The following is a 2,652-nucleotide window of genomic DNA, read 5'->3' as shown; positions in this document are numbered from 1 at the left end:
ACGAGCTGGCCTGGGAAGCGCGGGTCGAGCAGTTCAGCCACTACCACCGCCTGTGGCAGCGCCAGGGCGTGCTGCCGCTGGTGCGCCGCATCATGGTGGATTTCGAGATTCCCGCCCGGCTGCTGGCAGAGTTCGAAGAGGGTGAGCGCTTGCTCACCGACCTGCTGCACCTGGGCGAACTGCTGCAACAGGCCAGCGCCGAGCTGGACGGCGAACACGCGCTGATTCGCTTTCTTTTTGATGCCATTGCCGACCCGGAAAGCCACGGCGACAGCCACAAGCTGCGCCTGGAGAGCGACGCGGATCTGGTCAAGGTGGTCACCATCCACAAATCCAAAGGGTTGGAGTACCCGCTGGTGTTCCTGCCCTTCATCGCCAACCACCGGCCGGTGAAAGCCGACGACGTACCGCTGCGCTGGCACGACAGCGAGGGCAACCTGCAGCTCAGCCTGGACGCCGATGACACGATACTCGCCACCGCCGACCGCGAACGGCTGGGGGAAGACCTGCGCAAACTCTACGTGGCGCTCACCCGCGCCCGCCACGCCACTTGGCTGGGGCTGGCCCCGCTAAAAGGCTTGGAAAACAGCGCGCTGGGCTACCTGTTGACCGGTGGCAGCACCCTTTCCCCCGATGCGCTCCCCAAAGCGCTCGATGCCCTGGTGGAAGGCAGCGACATCCACCTCGGCATGCCGCCCGAGCCCACCGCTGATCGCGTGACGCCCGTGGCGGAAAGCAGCGCCCTGGGCCACGCCCGCACGCCCACGCGCCCGGCCAAAGAGCACTGGTGGATTGCCAGCTACTCCGCGCTGCGGCTTTCCGGCACGCTTACCGCCCCGGTGCTGCCACCGCTGGAGCCCACCACCGCCCAGGAAGCCACCGCCTTCGAAGTGCTGGATGAACCTCAAGAACTATCTCAAGAACTATCTCAAGAACGATCCCAACCGGAAGCGTATCACCTGCACAAATTCCCCCGTGGCCCCGGCCCCGGCACCTTCCTGCACGGGCTGCTGGAGTGGGCAGGCAAGCAAGGTTTCGATGCTGCCGCAAATGATAGAGAAGCGCTCAACGACATGCTGTGGCGGCGGGTACAGCTATGCGGCTGGCAGGCATGGCAAGAGCCGCTGGCGGGCTGGCTAAGCGCCCTACTCACCACGCCGCTGCCGCTGGCCGCGCCCACCCCGCAAAGCGTGGCACTGAATGAGCTGGAAAGCTACCAGGTAGAGCTGGAGTTCTGGTTTGCCGCCAAGCGGGTGAACACCCAGGCCATCGATGCGCTGGTGAGCAAGCACTTACTGCCAGGCATCGAACGCCCCGCGCTGGATGCCGACACCCTCAACGGCATGCTGAAAGGCTTCATCGACCTGGCCTTCGAGCATCAAGGGCGTTTCTACGTGCTGGACTGGAAATCGAACTACCTGGGCCCCAACGACAGCGCCTACGAACCCGAGGCCCTGCGCCACGCGCTGCTCGCCAAACGCTACGACCTGCAGGCCGCACTCTACCTGCTCGCCATGCACCGGCTGTTAAAAGCGCGCCTGCCAGATTACGACCCGCACCAGCACTTGGGCGGTTCGATGACGGTATTCCTGCGCGGCAGCCGCAGCCCTGGGCGTGGCGTGGTGGGCGAGCCCGCCCCGGTTGAACTCATCGAAGCCCTGGACAGCCTGTTTGCAGGCGAGCCCCACGCCACCCAGCAGGAGGCCACGGCATGAGCCGCCAGCACGACACCCACACCTTCGACATGTTCGGCGATGCGCCCACCGCCAGCGCTCACCCTGCACTGAGCAGCACCCCGGAACTGCTGGCCCTATGCGAACGCTGGGTAGCACGCGGCTGGCTGCGGGACCTGGACCGCGCCTTGGTGCGTTTTCTCGCCAGCGAAGCACCGGATGCCCCCACGCTGCTGCTACTGGCGGCAGCGCTGGCCAGCCACCAGCTAGGCCGGGGCCACGTGTGCCTGGATATCAACGCCACGCTCAACGCGCCGGATTTCGCCCTTTCGCTACCGCCCGAAGGCGACGACCTCACCGACCCGCCGCCGCTGCCCAGCGACGTGCTGGCCACGCTCACGCTCAGCGAATGGCAAGCCGCCCTGCACCACCCGCTGCTCACCAGCGAAGGCCCCGGCAACACGCCGCTGGTGGTAGTAACCACTCACTCAGCCAGCGCCACGCCCAGCACCCGGCTCTACCTGCGCCGCTACTGGCAGTACGAACAAAGCCTCCACCAACACATCGCCGCCCGTCTGGAAGGCACAGGCGCAGAAAGCACAAGTGGGAGGCCAATTCATCTGGCAACCGAGCCAACCACTAGCCACACAGCAAGCACAGGCTCAGAAAACCAAGGTGGGAGGCCAGTTCCTCTGACAGCCAAGCCAACCACTAGCCACACAGCAAGCACAGGCTCAGAAAGCCAAAGTGGGAGGCCAATTCATTGGGCGATGGGTGACGCCAGTCACCCTGGGTTACTCCCCCAAGCCCTGAGCATTCTGTTCAAGCCAAGCAACGCCCTGGACTGGCAAAAGACCGCCTGCGCTCTGGCCGCCCGCAGCCGCTTCGGCATCATTACCGGCGGCCCCGGCACCGGCAAAACCACCACCGTGGTGCGCCTGCTCGCCCTGCTGCAAACCCTGCAACTGGCACAGCACCC

General features: G+C 65.5%; 2 protein-coding genes. Both read left to right on the top strand.

Translation table 11 applies throughout. The annotated features are described in order from the left end of the window. A partial coding sequence (locus B7L71_RS00925) for a 3'-5' exonuclease (protein WP_170919411.1) occupies positions 1–1,715 on the top strand: 1,715 nt, incomplete at its 5' end. Beyond that, positions 1,712–2,652 (top strand): AAA family ATPase (locus B7L71_RS00920; protein WP_170919410.1); only part of this gene is annotated, 941 nt, incomplete at its 3' end. The genes B7L71_RS00925 and B7L71_RS00920, both read left to right, overlap by 4 nt.

This window comes from Halomonas sp. BC2 (assembly GCF_002078115.1).
Classification (GTDB): domain Bacteria; phylum Pseudomonadota; class Gammaproteobacteria; order Pseudomonadales; family Halomonadaceae; genus Vreelandella; species Vreelandella stevensii.
Note: the sequence above shows the minus strand (reverse complement) of the source record. Positions and strands in the feature narration are given on the sequence as shown.